The 14638-nt window shown below is 60.4% G+C and carries 13 protein-coding genes; 4 read left to right on the plus strand and 9 right to left on the minus strand.

The window, feature by feature from the left end:
• The first annotated feature begins 36 nt into the window (after nt 1-36).
• Together TUZN_RS01185 and TUZN_RS01190 are read left to right on the plus strand one after the other, a co-directional pair.
• Nucleotides 37-1269 carry a tRNA pseudouridine(54/55) synthase Pus10 gene (locus TUZN_RS01185; RefSeq protein WP_013679089.1) on the plus strand — a complete coding sequence of 411 codons (1233 nt, stop codon included), beginning with the start codon at nt 37-39 and terminating at the stop codon, nt 1267-1269.
• A 27-nt stretch (nt 1270-1296) separates the two neighbouring features.
• A complete protein-coding gene (locus tag TUZN_RS01190; RefSeq protein ID WP_052885996.1) occupies nt 1297-2265 on the plus strand; it encodes an ABC transporter transmembrane domain-containing protein in 969 nt (322 codons plus the stop codon).
• On the opposite strand, the gene TUZN_RS01195 is transcribed toward TUZN_RS01190, so the two are convergent.
• From TUZN_RS01195 to TUZN_RS01210, 4 genes are all read right to left on the minus strand, one after another.
• Nucleotides 2213-3166 (minus strand): ornithine cyclodeaminase family protein, encoded by a 954-nt coding sequence (locus TUZN_RS01195; RefSeq protein ID WP_013679090.1) that lies wholly within the window; start codon nt 3164-3166, stop codon nt 2213-2215. The two genes, TUZN_RS01190 and TUZN_RS01195, sit on opposite strands and share 53 nt — an antisense overlap.
• Nucleotides 3167-3205: 39 nt before the next feature.
• A complete protein-coding gene (locus TUZN_RS01200) occupies nt 3206-3841 on the minus strand; it encodes a DUF981 family protein (RefSeq protein WP_148678545.1) in 636 nt (211 codons plus the stop codon).
• 98 nt (nt 3842-3939) lie between these two features.
• Nucleotides 3940-5352: a tRNA uracil 4-sulfurtransferase ThiI gene (gene thiI / locus TUZN_RS01205; protein ID WP_013679092.1), complete on the minus strand. Its 1413-nt coding sequence runs from the start codon at nt 5350-5352 to the stop codon at nt 3940-3942.
• A gap of 29 nt (nt 5353-5381) precedes the next feature.
• Complete coding sequence (locus TUZN_RS01210) at nt 5382-7916, minus strand: ABC transporter transmembrane domain-containing protein (RefSeq protein ID WP_013679093.1); 2535 nt, start codon at nt 7914-7916, stop codon at nt 5382-5384.
• A gap of 104 nt (nt 7917-8020) precedes the next feature.
• Between TUZN_RS01210 and TUZN_RS01215 the strand changes: the two genes are divergently transcribed.
• Together TUZN_RS01215 and TUZN_RS01220 are read left to right on the plus strand one after the other, a co-directional pair.
• Nucleotides 8021-9667 carry an MFS transporter gene (locus TUZN_RS01215; RefSeq protein ID WP_013679094.1) on the plus strand — a complete coding sequence of 549 codons (1647 nt, stop codon included), beginning with the start codon at nt 8021-8023 and terminating at the stop codon, nt 9665-9667.
• A complete protein-coding gene (locus tag TUZN_RS01220) occupies nt 9664-10203 on the plus strand; it encodes a hypothetical protein (protein ID WP_013679095.1) in 540 nt (179 codons plus the stop codon). Before TUZN_RS01215 ends, TUZN_RS01220 begins: the two co-directional genes overlap by 4 nt.
• Here the strand turns inward: TUZN_RS01220 and TUZN_RS01225 are convergent.
• From TUZN_RS01225 to TUZN_RS01245, 5 genes are all read right to left on the minus strand, one after another.
• On the minus strand, nt 10162-11139 hold the full coding sequence (locus TUZN_RS01225; RefSeq protein ID WP_013679096.1) for a Gfo/Idh/MocA family protein: 978 nt from the start codon (nt 11137-11139) through the stop codon (nt 10162-10164). The two genes, TUZN_RS01220 and TUZN_RS01225, sit on opposite strands and share 42 nt — an antisense overlap.
• A gap of 25 nt (nt 11140-11164) precedes the next feature.
• Complete coding sequence (locus TUZN_RS01230; RefSeq protein WP_013679097.1) at nt 11165-12313, minus strand: aspartate aminotransferase family protein; 1149 nt, start codon at nt 12311-12313, stop codon at nt 11165-11167.
• Nucleotides 12314-12425: 112 nt separating this feature from the next.
• A complete protein-coding gene (locus TUZN_RS01235; RefSeq protein WP_052885997.1) occupies nt 12426-12890 on the minus strand; it encodes a hypothetical protein in 465 nt (154 codons plus the stop codon).
• An 84-nt stretch (nt 12891-12974) separates the two neighbouring features.
• Complete coding sequence (locus TUZN_RS01240; RefSeq protein ID WP_013679099.1) at nt 12975-13790, minus strand: nitrilase-related carbon-nitrogen hydrolase; 816 nt, start codon at nt 13788-13790, stop codon at nt 12975-12977.
• Nucleotides 13781-14635 (minus strand): NAD+ synthase, encoded by an 855-nt coding sequence (locus TUZN_RS01245; protein WP_013679100.1) that lies wholly within the window; start codon nt 14633-14635, stop codon nt 13781-13783. The genes TUZN_RS01240 and TUZN_RS01245 overlap by 10 nt, the downstream gene beginning before the upstream one ends.
• Nucleotides 14636-14638: the final 3 nt, after the last annotated feature.

The raw sequence follows: 14638 nt of genomic DNA on the forward strand, positions 1-14638 counted from the left end.
GATCCTAAATTTATAACCCCCTCCGCAGAGTGCGCGGTGGATCCCGTCGAGAGGGCTAGGGAAATTCTGCGCCAGTATCCGCTATGCGACTCGTGTCTGGGCAGGCTATTCGCCTCGATGGGCTACGGCGTGGAGAACGCCGAGAGGGGCCGCGCCATAAAGACTCTGCTCCACATGAGGCTGGTGTACGACTACAGAAACGGCGTAGATGTCGCCGAGGATCTCAAGGCGCTCGGGAGAGTCCACGCGCCCACGAGGAGGTTCCTCGCCTCGAACGGCATAAGCGTCGAGGAGGCCCGTTGCTATATCTGCGGCGGCTTGCTCAAGGACGTGGAGAAGTACGCGGAGAGCGTGGCGAAGGCGTTGGCCGAGATAGACTTCGGGACGTTCCAGGTGGGGTCCGTGGTGCCGAGGGATATGTTGGAGCGGGAGCGGGAGATCGTGGCCAAATTCGGCATAGAGACGGGGGAATCCATAAAACACGAGATAAACAGGAGGATAGGAAGAGCCGTGGGGGAGCTTCTGAGGAGGCCGGCCAGCAAGGAGAGGCCCGACGTCGTGGCCACCGTGAATATAATCGACGGCACGGTCAAAGTCGCCAGAAACCCCCTCCTGTTGCTTGGGCGCTACCTCAAGCTGAGCCGCGTCGTGTCGCAGGGAAGGCTCGTGCCGGGCGCCTCGAGGACCATCGAGGAGGTGCTCGACCCCGTGCGGGCCAGGTTCGGGGGCTCTGCGTTGGTCCTCCACGCGGCGGGCCGCGAAGACTCCGACGTGAGGATGTTGGGCAACGGGAGGCCCGCTGTCGTCGAGATCAAGGAGCCGTCGAAGTATAGAGGGGATCTCTCCGGGCTCGCTACTGAATGGGTTATACTATCGCCGCTTAAGCCGGGCACCAGAAACGACGTAAGGGAGATGAAGGCCAAGTCGAAGACCAGCATAAAGCTCTACAGAGCAGTGGCGTTGTCCGACAAGCCCATCTCGGCCGAGGATCTAGCCAAGCTTAAGGCCCTCGAAGGCGCCGTGGTGGTCCAGCGGACTCCGAGGCGGATAAAGAGGTTGAGCCCGCGCGCCAGGAGGCGGAGGATGGTATACAATATCGAAGCGTACCAAATCGCCGACAGAGTCATCGAGGTATTTGTGAGGTGCCAAGGCGGTCTATACGTCAAGGAGTTCATAAACGGCGACGGCGGGCGGACGCAACCGAGCGTCGCCGAGACGCTTGGGGCCTCGCTCGAGGTGGTGGAGCTCGACGTGCTGGACGTCGAATAGGTTTTAAATAGGTATGGGTAAGGCAGTATGCGCCAAATAGTCAAAAGCGCCAGGCTACACTGGAAGTTTTACCAAGAATTCCTCAACAACAGATATTTCAACTTCGGCATCGGCGGGGCTACGGCTGCCTATATTCTCCGCGCGGTGGCCAGCGGCATGTTTATCCCGTTCTCGCTTCAGGAGATAACCAACGGGCTGTTCAACAGGTCCGTGGGGTCGATGAGCCACGGCTTGTGGCTCCTGGCCCTTGCAGGTCTGATATACGCAACGACCGAGTGGCTGTTCCGGCCGTTTTGGGTCGGCATTGCCCAATCAATCCGCCTCATAAAAATGCGCTTGGTCAAGGGCGTGGCTGGAGGCGCGGCGCGCGACAACGGAGACGATATAGGTAAACTGGTGAACGACGTCGACTTCGTCATGTGGAACGTAGGCGGTATAATAAACTCCATGGTGCCGAACCTCTTCACGGCCGCCGTCGCCGAGGTGACCGTATTCGAGATGAGCCCGATTCTAGGCCTCGTGGGACTGATAGGGCTCCCCTTCTACGTGGCGCTGTTGGAGCACTACGTCAAGAACGTCGAGGAGGCCAGAGGCCTCGAGAGGAAGGCCTACAGCGAGAGCATCCACGCGGCCTCGGAATATCTCGCCGGAAGGACCAGCGCGGATGCCTTCACATCCGCCATGGATAGGTGGATCAGGGGAATCAGTAGGAACATCCACCTAGATAGAGAGTACTGGTCCTCCTCGTTCGCCGTGGGCTACGCCGTGCCTCTAATAACAGCGCTTATAGGCGTCAACTACGTCAACGAGGGGCGGCTCAGCGTGGGGTCCCTGGTAGGGACTCTCACGGCGTCGCTCACCATGTACACCGCGCTCGTCAACGCCTTCTGGGGCATATGTCTGCTCGGCCAAAACGCGGTGGCTATAAGCAGGATCTTCTCGATCAGAGAGGCCAGCGCCCGGAGAACTCTAGCTCCCGTCCAAGCCGCTCCTTGACCGCCTTGTCGTAGACCACCTTGGCGACGACTAAATCCTCGACAGCTATGCCCAACGACTTGAACAGAGTTATGGAGCTCTCGTCGGGCCGCCCGCGCGCCTTTCCGGCCACTATATCGGCTAGAGGCACAGCTCTGTCGAGGGCCCCCGCCATGATTAGGTCCCCCGCCTCCTCCCGCGCCTGGGTCAGGTCGTCCACGGCTATCACGTCGGCCTTCGCCACGGCGTCCGGCGCCAGCTCCGCTCTATTCGCCCAGTTGCTCCCTATGGCGTTTACGTGGACCCCGGGCCGTAGGTACTCCCCCCTTATGAAGGGCTCTGCCGAGTTCGTCGCCGTGACCAACACGTCTACGTCGCTCACCGATCTGTAGTCGTCGGCCAGCGCCGCGTCGTAGCCCCTGCCCCTCACGAACTCTACAAAGGCTCTAGCCCTCTCTCTATTCCTGCTGAATATCTTGACGAGAGACGGCTTGAAGACCTCGACGAGCGCCTCGAACTGGGCCCTCGCCTGTCTGCCCGAACCCACTATGCCGAGCGTTCCCTGGAAACGGGCCGCCATATGCCTAGTGGCCACAGCGGAGGCCGCCCCGGTCCTCTTCTGGCCGAGCCTATCCGCCTCGATTATAGCCAGCAGATCGCCGCCAGCTACATCGAAGAGCAAGACCGCGAATCTAGCGCCCTCCCTAGTGCTTAGGTAGGTCTTCAACCCAGCCACTCCGTACTTCCCCAACACCACGCCCTGCAAGACGTGGAGGACGGCGCCTTTCACGATAGCCCTACGCCTAGGCAAATTGACCGCCTGGCCCTCCGCCAAAAGCCTGAACCCCTCCTCGACCGCCTCTATCGCCTCCCTGAAGCTCAACAACTGATCGACCTCACCCTCTGTTATGAAGAGGGTCATGAAAAACGAGGACGAGGAAGCCTCTTAAAAAATTGGTTTTTAGTGGGCGCCGTACCAAGGAGCCCAGGCCTTCCAAGCCGCCGTGTGTGCGAATATGGCCGAGACGCCTATGAACAAGGATATCAAACCGCCTATAACCAATAGCAACATGAGCAGGTAGGCGACGCCCCTCGCCGCCTTCTTGAACGTGAGGAGCGGGCTTAACAGCCCGGCTAAGCCCACGGCGAAGAAGAGCAGGCCGGCTAGAGGCGGCTCGTTAGTCAGCCCGTACTTCCATATATCGAAGGAGTAGACGAACGGCGCTAGGGACAGCGCGGCGACGCCCACGAGTGCCCCTCTCAGATAGTAGAGGCCGTCCTCGCCGAGGGCCTCCACGCCTATCCTATTGCTCGTGAGGCCGAGGAGTATCAGCGCTACGCCGAAGATCGGCCAGGCGTCGGAGAATATCAGGTTGTAGGAGCTGGGAAACGGCCAGGTGGCCGTGGCCCATAGACCGCTCGCCAAGGCGTACACGCCCAAGGCTATGTAGAAGTACCCGAATGCCTTGTTAAAGGCCAGCTTGACGGCTGAGGAAGCCTTAGAGGCGAAATTCAGATAGAGCCAATAGGCGGTGGCCAATAGGGTCGTGCCCAATACGTCCAGCCACAGATCTAGCGGGTCCATAAACAGCGGCATGTGGATAACTGAACACTATTATATAAGCCATATTACATTTCTATATGTAATAATGTATTTTAACGGTTTATATGACTAAATTATTAGAAAACGCGTTATTACTTGAGCCTCAAGCTGTACGCCCTATAGCCCGATCTCCTTAGACGTTCGGCCACATCTGCGCTCAGAGCCCCTTGGTAGCAGTAGAAGACGTAGGTCTTGTCTCTGCCCATCCTCTCGACGAAGTCAAAGACTCTGTCGAGCTCGACGCGGACGGCGCCCGGCACGTGCCACTTGAGGTACGCCTCCTGGTCTCTGAGATCCACCACGACGGCGCCCTCGGGCACCCTGTCCACGACCAGGCCCTCTACGCTGGGGGCCAGACTGGCTATCGCAGACTTAAGCTCCGATCTCTTCACTATCCTTATATTCCTCAAGACCTCCTCGACCACGTCGGCCAGGTAGAGGTCTATCGCCTCTATCTCACCTCTGGAGGCCCACCTCCTGGGCTCTCTCGAGAATATCCCGCAGTACTCCGGGACGGACACGGATAGGTCGTAGGTGCCTATCCTCTGCGCCATCTTGGCTATCTCCTCCTTGTCCAGCCCTATCAGAGGCCTAAACACCGGCAGGTCTATCCCCATCTCCACTGCCGAAAGCGCCTGGAGAGTCTGGGACGACACTTGGCCGAGGGATTCGCCCGTGACCAGGGCCTCGGCCTTGACGAGCCTTGCGGCCCTCTCGGCGAGCTTGTACAACGCCCGTTTAAACGCTATGGACCACAAATGGTGGTCCACATATCTGCGTATGGCGTCGGCCACGGGGGCGCAGTCGGCCACCAACACCTTGGCGTCGTAGCCGTACGACCACTCCAACAGCTTGTCTATCACCCTCAAGGCGGCGGCCTCCGTCAAGACACCGCCGAGGTTGCAGTAGAGCACGTCGACGTAGGCCCCTCTACGCATCATATACCAGGCGGCCACAGGGGAGTCTATTCCCCCCGACACTAGCGCCAGGACCTTGCCCTCAGACCCCAGAGGGAGTCCGCCGGGGCCTTCGTAGATCTCGTTGTACGTGTAGGCCCGATCTCCCCTAACCTCGACGAATATCTCCACCTCCGGCCGCTCCAAGTCGACGGAGCCGCCGGCGGCCGCCAAGATCTCCCCCACTTTAGCCGCGATGTCTCTCGACGTGAAGGGATGCGTCCCGGCCCTATGAGCCCTCACGGCGAACTTCCTCCCGGCCACTATATCCCTCCAGCGGGCCGCTACCTTTGCCGCGAGATCCGCCAGATCTGTAAATACATACTCGGCCGCCGGGCTCGTCGACTTGACCCCGAACACCCGCGCCGCGGCCTTCGCCACACATCCGTCGTCTCCGTAGACGAATATCCTCCCTGGCTCCAGCCTAAACTTGACCTTGCCGCACCCGGCGGCGGCCTCCCTGATAGCTCTGACGAGCAACCTCTCCATCTCCCTCCGGGTAGACCCCCGCTTGATCGCCACCTCGCTGTACCTCACCAAAACTACCACGGCGGCGTTTAGGGCGCTTGCTTAAAATCTTAAACCACTTTGTCCAGCCAGTATCTGCTCCGCGCGTCGAGCTTGTCGACCTCTATCACATAGGCGTTTTCGTACACGTCTATCAACACCACGGAGCCGTCCATCACCATGACGTTCCTCCTGCCTCTTGTCGAGACGATGCGGCGGCCTATCTCGGTCTCCACATCCCACACGAGCTCGTCCCCCTTTATGTCCACCGACTTTATCGACGTTATGCGGGGCACCAAGACGTTGGCGCCTATAGCCCTCTCCAACGCCGTCCTCGATTCCTCGTCCAGCGTTGTGTAGTCCTCTATTATGTATTGGCGCCCGCCGCAGTCCAACAACACGAAATGTCTGTGGCTCACGGGGAACGGCAACGTGGGCCTACACTCGCCGGCCACGCCGTCTAGCTTGACGTAGCTACGCCTAGATCCCGGCGCTACCTTGGGCGATTTCAAGATAGGGGGCGGAGCCGTCTCCTGTCTCCTAGACCACATGGAGGCCGCCGCCTCAGCGTATTCGCTGAACATTCTGCTGAACTCGCCGCCCTTAATCAAGAGCTCTGCCGGCGCGCCCTGCTCGACGATCTCCCCGTCGCGCATGACCACCACCTTGTCGGCCGCCAGCGCCTCCACCGGCGAGTGCGTTATGAAGATGGCCGTCCTGTCGCCGACTACGCCTAGTATGGTGGAGAAGACCTCCTTCTCGGTTAAGGCGTCTAGGTTCGAGGTAGCTTCGTCGAATATGAATATGTCGGGGTCCTTCACGAGGGCTCTGGCTAACGAGATCCTCTGCCTCTGGCCGCCCGATAGGTAAGATCCCCTCTCGCCTAAGGGAGTGTCGTAGGCGAGCGGCATCTTCATTATGTCGTCGTGGACCTTCGCCAGCCAACAAGCCTTAAGTATGTCGTAGGGGCCTATCTTCCCGTCGGCGCCGTAGGCCACGTTGTTGGCCACGGTGTCGTCGAAGAGCAACACCTCCTGGGACACGTAGGCGATCCTGCGCCGTAGATACGACGTGTCTATCTCCCTTATATCCACGCCGTTTATGTATATTGAGCCCTCGGCGGGCTGGTACATCTTGAGCAACAGTTTGGCTATAGACGTCTTGCCCGAGCCGCTTCTCCCAACCAAGGCGACTTTCTGGCCCCTCTCTATCCTCAAATTTATGTTCTTCAAGACAGGCGTTAGAGGCTCGTAGCCGAACCAGACCCCTCTAAACTCTATGGGCCCTCTCAGGGACGGCTTCTTGTCGCCGCCCTGGGGCTCCTCCTCTGCCTCCATGATCTCCCTAAGCCTCTCGCCCGAGGTTATAGCTTGCTGGATGAACGGTATTATATTGCTGAGGTTGTTTATGGGCCCGTAGAACTGGGCCATGTAGGACACGAACGCGGTGAGGACGCCGAGCTCTATATTGCCGGCTATGACTTGATTGCCTCCGAACCACCAGATCATCACCGTCGCTAGGGAGGTGAGGAAGCCTATCGGCGGCCAGTGCAACGAGTTCATGGCAGCCACGTCGCGTTGCGACTCGTAGAGCCTGTCCAGTATACGCCAGAACCTAGAAGTCTCGTAGCCCTCTCTGGAGTACGCCTTGACTATCGCGTAGTTCGGGACCACGTCTGAGGCGGCCGAAGTCATATCGGCGCTCCTCCGCCAGTTTCTGTGGTAGAGAAGCCTGGACACGCGTCTATAGTGTACGAGTAGGTACACTATAAGGGGTACAGGTACGAGGACGTAGACAGCTAGGCGGGGGTCCATGGAGAACAGTATCACCCCTATGCCTATCAGCGTAAGCGTGTTCACGAGAAGGGTCGGAAGGCCCCACACCATGAGCCACTGCGCGTTGCCCGCGTCGGTGGTCAGCCTGGACAGTATCCTGCCAGTCGAGATCTTGTCGACCACGGAGGGGCTCAGGCGCAGTACCTTGGAGTACAGCTTGCCTCTGAGGTCGTTGACCACCCTCTGCCCGACTGTGTTGAGGACGTAGTTCTGGGCCATGGACAGCAACGACACCGACGCATATGCGGCCACCAACAACAAGGTCAGCCTCACGAACAGCCCCTCGTCGCGGCTGGGCGAGAGCAGTACTTGGTCTATAAGCACCTTGAGCATGTAGGGCGGCACTAAGTTCAACGCGGTGATCGCGAGCGAGAGAGCCACGCCGAGAGCCAGCCTGTACTTGTACGGCGCCATGTGGGAGAACAGCCACAGAAGAGTCCGGCTGGAGCCGCGCCGCACGGGCCCGCTGGCCTGATCCTCGACGAGCGCCGCCTCGGCCCTCCTCAAGTTTATCGCCTTGGCCAAAGCCCTGAACTGCACCAGCTTCCTCTTAGTGAAGTAGGCCGCCTCGACCGACGACCCGTCGTCCAGCTCGACGACGAGCTTCGCCAGGCCTATCCCATCCTCCACATAGGCCCTCTTGATCCGGCCTAGGTCTACCCTATACAGAATCTCGCCGTTCCTCACCACAGACAGCTCCTTCTCCGTCAGCACCACGCGCTCGGCGCCGGGCCTCAGCTCATGCGTTAAATCCGACTCGACCTCGGCCACGGGAGTGCGCAACTGGCCTAACCATTTAAGTTTGAATAGGGGCTCTACGCGGGGCCGACGGCAGTTTGTCTTAAAGTTTTTATAGGTCCGACGTCTCGGCATCCGTGGATCACAGACGGGCCATACTGTTCAACAGCGTTCTGGGCTCCTTCATGGCCAGCATGAACGTATCGGCTCTAGTCATAGCGCTCCCGGCGATCTTTAGAGGAATAGGAATAGACCCGTTCTCGCCGCTGGGGTTTATGTCCATGTTATGGCTGATATTGGCCTACCCCTTCACCATCGCCGTCTTGGTGGCCATAGCTGGCCGCTTGTCCGATATGTACGGCAAGGGGAGGGCATTCACCTTAGGCGCCGCCGTGTTCACCGCGGCGTCGCTACTGCTCGGCTTGACCCCGGGCACGGGCGCCGTAGCCGCCCTCCAGATGATTATATATAGGGCCGTGCAAGGTGTCGGCGGCGCCTTGATGTTCAGCAACAGCGCCGCCATAATTGCCGACGTCTTTCCGCCCAGCGAGAGGGGAGTAGCCCAAGGGATCGTGGGCATCTCCTTCTCGGCCGGCTCCCTCGTTGGGCTTCTAGCCGGCGGCGCGCTCGCCGTAATCGACTGGAGGCTTGTCTTCCTCGCGAACGTGCCCTTCGGCGTCCTCAACACGTGGTGGTCCTACAACGTCGTATACCGCGTGTCGCCGGGCACGGGCAGAGTTGTGGTCGACTGGGCAGGCGCCGCCGTCCTGGCCGCCGCGCTTTTCCTATTCCTCATGGGGCTCGCCCTCTCCACCGTGCCCTACGACGGCCATATGTTGGGCTGGAGCGCCCCCTACGTCTGGGCTCTGCTGGCCGGCGGGGCGGCGCTCTTAGCCGCGTTGATACCCCTCGAGCGGAGATCCCGGACGCCCATGTTACGCCTCGATCTCTTCTCGAACAAGCAGTTCTCCTTCGGCGTGTTCAGCGCCTTCCTGCTCTTCCTGGCCCAGGGAGCCAACGTCTTCGTGCTGTCCATCTTCCTCCAGGCCGTCTACCTCCCCATGGGCGGCATGCCCTACGAGCTGACGCCTCTATGGGCCGGGATCTACCTAACGCCGAGCAGCTTGGCAAGCGCCGTGTTCGCCCCAATCGGCGGCAAGCTCGTCAACAAGTTCGGCGCTAGGGCCGTCGCCACCGCGGGGGCCGCGTTGATGGGCTTAGGCTTCGAGATGCTGTCGGCGTTGCCCCTCTCCTTCCACTACGCACTCTTCGCGTTCATAATAGCGCTCATAGGCGCCGGCACCGGCCTCTTCATGAGCCCCAACCTCGTCTCGGTACTGAGCGCGGTGCCCTCGTCAACAAGGTCGGCGGCCTCCGGCGTCAGGGCCATGTTGCAGAACATAGGCACGCTCTTGAGCTTCGCCGTCTTCATAACGTTGATAGTGGCGGGCTCCGCCGCGTCGTTGGGGCCCAGCATATACAACGCGTTGGTCAACGCCGGCGTTCCGCCCAGCTCGGCGCGGCTTCTGCTCTCCACGCCGCCGATAGTGGCGTTCTTCGCCGCTTTTCTCGGCTACAACCCGATGGCCACGTTGGTCTCCCTCAACCACGTACAGCTTAGCCAAGCCGTCTACTCGGCGATAACCGAGCCGCAGTTCTTCGCCGGCGCCGTGGCGCCCGCGCTCGCCGACGGGTTCCACTACGCCTACCACCTCGCCGCGGCGTTCGCATTCGCCGCCGCGCTCCTCTCAGCCCTAAGAGGCAGAGAGGTGTTCGTGGAGTGACGGCCATACCCTTCTACGATATCGGCGAGGCGCTGGTTGACGGGTATTTCGTGGACAAGATATCGGCGAAACACGAGCGGGTTCTCCTCGTCGTGAGTCGGAGCGCGGCCGCGCAACCTGGCGGGCCGTGCGTCGGGCCTCTGCCCTACGGGACCGTCGTGGAGCTATTACGCGAGGGGTACGAGGAGGCCAGAAGAATATTGGCGGGGGCGCCTTTGAGGAGGCGCGGCAGGCTCTACTTCGCCTTAATCCCTCTCTACAGCTCCGGGCGCTACCTCTCGGAAATCGCCGATTATTTGACCGACTTGACGTCTGCGAGAATTCTGGCGGATCTCTACGAGCGCATCCTCGCAAGACTGTCCGAGGGGCCCCGCGACGTCCTATGCGCGCCGATAGAGGTGAGGGGCGACGTGGTGTACCTCGGCGGTGAGGCCAACAGAGCCTACACCTACCTCTTCAGAAAAGACGGACGGTTTAGGGAGGCTCTACTGAGCCTACTTGAGCCAAGGGACGCCGGCGGCTCTGTAAATGTCTAGTACTCCCTTTAGATCTCTCAAGGAGAGCTCAGGCGGGTAGGGCACCTCCGAGTCCTCCTCCACCGCCTTGAAGAAGCCCTTGAACATCTCCACGAAGACGTCGACGTCGGGCACCTCCACCCTCCTGCCGTTGAGGACGGGGTCCCCGTACACCCTATATCTAGGCGGCGCCCACGTCCTCCGCTTGGTCTCCAAGTCCTCGACCACCGAGCCGGCGTCGCCGATGACCTCGTAAGAGGGCAAGAGCGGCGGGTTGGGGTAGGCCCAGCTGTAGTAGAAGAGGCCGTAGGCCCCCGACTTGAACTTGAAGATCGCCATGGCCGTGTCGTCGCCCTCCATGGGCACAAACGCTCTGTATACGTAGGCCTTGACCTCCTCGTAGTCCCCGCCGAAGTTCAGAAGAGTGTTTACGAAGTGGACTCCGCCGTCTATCAGAGCGCCGCCGCCCATCTCCTCCAGCCTAGTCCGCCACTCCTTGGGCTTTCCCAATACCTGCGACCTCACTATTATGGTGTGGACTCTGCCGAGGCGGCCGTCCCTTATCATCTCCACTACTGCCTTGACCGCCGGGTCGAAGTGGAACTGGTCGGTGACCATTAACTTCTTGCGGGCGGACCTCGCGGCGTTTATCATATCGAGAGCCTCCGCCTCGATCCTAGCCATCGGCTTCTCGACGAGGACGTGTTTGCCTGCCTTAAGGGCCTCCACGGCCATATCCCTATGTAGATTATGCGGGACTACTAGGTCCACCACGTCGGCATTTGAGGAGAGCACGGACGAATACGTGACGTGCACTTTCCTCGCCCCGTATCTCTCCACGCACGTCCTGGCGGCCTCCTCGTTCCTCTCCATAATCTCCAGATCGACGCCGAGCTGGGACAGGGCCCTTAAATGTATCTGGCCCCATCCCCTACAGCCGACGACCACGACCTTCATGGACCGGAACGGAGGCTGATATATATCAGTGCCCGGCGTTTTTCAACACGTCGGAGACGGCCGACCTCACAAGCTCTACGTCCTCCTTCGCGATCATGTAGGGCGGGAGGAACCTCAACACGTTCATGCCGGCGGTGAGGGCCAACACCCCCCGCGCCATTAGAGGCTGGATGAACTGGTCGGCCTTCACCCTAAGCTCTAGGCCCAACATGAGGCCCATCCCCTTGACTCTCAGCCCCAGCCTAGAGCCGTGCTCCGAGAGGGCCTTGGCAAGATCCCTACCCGCCGACTCGGCCTTGGAGGGCACGTCGTCCCTCAGCAACAGCTCCGACGCCGCGGCGGCCGCCGCCATCACGACGGCGTTTCCCGCAAAGGTGGAGCCGTGCTCCCCCGGCTCGAACACGTCGCCGTAGTCCTCTCTGGCCACCACAACGCCTATGGGGAGGCCGCCGCCAAGCGCCTTGCCCGCCGTGAAGAGGTCTGGCTCAACCCCGTATTTCTGGAAAGCCCATACGGCCCCGGTCCTGCCGAAGCCCGTCTGGACCTCGTCGAATATCAGCAGGGCCCCCTTCCGGGAGGCCTCGTCGCGGAGCGCCTTCAAGAAGTCCGGAGTCGCCGGATTGACGCCGCCCTCGCCCTGTATGGGCTCGACGACGACGCAACAGGTGTCTTCGCCCACCACCTTCTCCACCTCGGAAACCACGTTGAACTTGCCGAACCTCACGTGGGGGTAGAGCGGCTCGAACGCCTTGCGGTACGCCTCGTTCCACGTAATCGAGAGGGAGCCCATGGTCCTCCCGTGGAAGCTGTTAGTGAAGGCCACTATGGTGTGCCTCCTCGTGATCTTCTTCGCTATCTTGACCGCCGTCTCGACCGCCTCCGTGCCCGTGTTCTGGAGAAACACCACGCCGAATTTCGCCGGAAGGAGCCGGGAGAAGGCCTCAACGAACCTCTCCCTCGCCGGCGTCGCGAAGTTTAGGGGGACGGCCCACACCTCCTCTACCTGCTTCTTTACGGCCTCGACTATGTAGGGGTTCGAGTGGCCGAGGAACGCCACGCCGTGGTTGGTGTTGCAGTCGAGATACCGCCTCCCCCCGTCGTCCCAGACATACTGCATGTAGCCCCTCACAAGCCTCACGCCGTATTCGCGATAGTACCGCGCGATCCTCGTCATGGTGGAAAAACCGCAGGTTATATAAAGCCGCATCCCGGACCCCTCGTCGATGAAAGGCCGGGGCCGGCGCCGGCCGCCGCCCGCGTAGATCTCCGCACTTATAGGCTTTTAGCTAGACGGGCTCTGCGACCACCGGGAAAAGCGTCGATATAGCCGCGAGGGCTATCAGAAAGGCTAGAGCCGCCACTGCCAGAAGCAGAGCGGCGGCCGTCTTCGCGATTGCGCCTCTCTTCCCCAATAGTTCGACTGCAACAGCCACGTAGCCGGGCAACGCCGCGAGCGCGCAGACGGCTAAAGAGGCGATCAACGCCTTGTACGTAATCCAGCTCAACACTTCGGCCCATACGGCGATGGCCGCAAAGGACGCCGCGGCGACGCCTGTCGACGCGGCCGAGATCAACGCGGTGGCCCACAACCGCCCGGAAGCATCGCGGGCTCTATAAAGTAGGCCCGCAACCAGGACGCAGGCGCCTGCCAGCGAAATCGCCAAGGCGTTGTAGTTCACGAAAACAGCCGCCGCGCCTCCCAATATCATGGCCGCGCCCAGCAAGATCAATAACGGATAAACCGCACCCACGTACCTCTTGTGCTAATTAAAAATATCTCTCCTGCTTGATACGCGTAAAGGCCAGCTTGCGATATTTGATTATTGGATGCTCGGTCAGAGCTCTGCCAGAATTTTGTGGAACGACGATATGTGGTCTCTGAAGCTGCTGAAGAACCTCGCCCTCCTCAGCTCGTCCATATCGAGGGCGTAGACAGCTCTGTCCTCCTCGAAGATCTTGAGCCTCAGCTTCACCTCGCCGAGAGGCGACACGACCATGGATCCGCCCCAGAAGAACTCCTCCTCCTGGCTCCCGACTGTGTTGACGAAGGCCATCCACACCGTGTTCATCAAGGCGTGCGCCTTCAGCAACGCCTCCCAGCTCTCTTGTATTGCCAAGTCCTTGCCGAGCCTGCGCATGGGCGACGCCGCGGGGACCAGTATCAAGTCGGCCCCCATCAACGCCAATGCCTCGGCCGGCTCCGGATGCCAGGCGTCCTCGCATATGATAACCCCGAACTTCACGCCTGCGTGTTGGAACACCTTGAGGTCCTTCAGAGGATCGCCGCGTTGGAAATACCTCCTCTCCTCGAAAAGTCCGTAGGTGGGGAGATAAAACTTGTAGACGTAGTTGATCTCCCCGTTTATTATAACGGCCGCCGAGTTCCTCAAGACGCCGGGCCTCACCTCCTTTATGGCGCCGGCCACCACACACTTGCCCCCAGCCGCGTCGGCCAGCTTCTCCACGGCCTTCTCGCTGTGCCGGAAGAGCTCGAAGGCGAGGTCCTTGAGCACATAGCCCGTCAACGAGAGTTCCGGGAACACAACGCAGTCGCTATCGCTCGTCTCGACGATCTCCTTGTGTTTTATGAGATTGCGCTCGACGTCGCCTAGAAACGGCCTTATCTGGGCCAGCTCTATCCTCAAACCCATGGCCTCACGTTCCAGTACCTCCTGGGATATCTCCAGTCGGATCCGATGGCCCTCCCGCTCAACCTGAAGATCTCCGGCGGCAACCTCTTGTGCTGGCTCCTCCTCACCAAGGAGTCTATCTTGTCGACGACCGAGACGTCGATGCCCAACATGGCCGCTATCTCCTCCCGCGTCCTCATCTCCTCGTAGCGCAGGTACAGGACGGAGTCTATCGTCTCGTAGTCGATTCCGAGCTCCCCCTCGGCCGTTTGCCCCTCCCAGAGGGCGGGCGAGGGCGGCTTGGCCACTATCTCCTCGGGCACGCCTAGGCATCTGCCCAACTGCCTCACCTGCGTCTTGTATAGATCCCCTATAGGGAGTATGTCGACGCCGCCGTCGCCGTACTTAGTGAAGTAGCCCAACATCAACTCGCTCTTGTCGCCGGTGCCGACCACGAGGTAGCCGAGCTTTTGGGCATATGCGTAGAGCAGAACCATTCTGACCCTCGCCTTTATATTGCCCACTATCTTCTTATCGGCGACGCCGACAGCGTCGGCTAGGGCCTTGACGTGCTCGTCTATGGGCACCACGGCGTATTTCCCCTCGGCCCTAGTCAGCTTGATTATCTTCATAGCGTCTTCTATATCCCTAGGCGGGGTCGAGGAGGAGGGCATCAAGAGGAAGAAGAAGTTGTCCGTGGCCCTGGCCAAGAGAACCGCCACCACAGACGAGTCTATGCCCCCGCTGAGGCCCAAGACGCCTCCAGCGGCGCCGCTCTCCTCGAAGTATTCCCGCAACCTCTCCACGAGGTATCTGGAGACGGCCTCGCAGTCGATAGCCAGAGCCCTCCTTACATACTCTATCACGTC

The organism is Thermoproteus uzoniensis 768-20 (assembly GCF_000193375.1).
GTDB classification, from domain to species: domain Archaea; phylum Thermoproteota; class Thermoprotei; order Thermoproteales; family Thermoproteaceae; genus Thermoproteus; species Thermoproteus uzoniensis_A.